This window comes from Rhizobium sp. SVR5-2C (assembly GCF_056755115.1).
On sequence record NZ_JBNDHT010000508.1, the window covers coordinates 1 to 246 of the forward strand.

The following is a 246-nucleotide window of genomic DNA, read 5'->3' on the forward strand; positions in this document are numbered from 1 at the left end:
GTACATATAGTGACCAAATATTTAGCCCGACGGGTTTATGGTTTAGGTTTGATCCTCTCTGCATTTATTACCCCCGCTTTTTCAGCCACGATTGTCGACGGTGGTGTGATTCATTTTCGCGGCGCTATTGTCGCAGACCCCTGCGTGGTCACACCGCATCATGACGCGTTTGCAATGACATGCCCGGATAATAATCGGATGCAAACGCGCAGGGTCAGCTATGAAGATGTACTTAACGGTCAGGTC

General features: G+C 49.2%; 1 pseudogene. It reads left to right on the forward strand.

Going from position 1 to position 246, the window contains the following annotated elements:
* Nucleotides 1–246, forward strand: a pseudogene (locus ACPYOI_RS36700) (hypothetical protein); the annotation flags it as partial.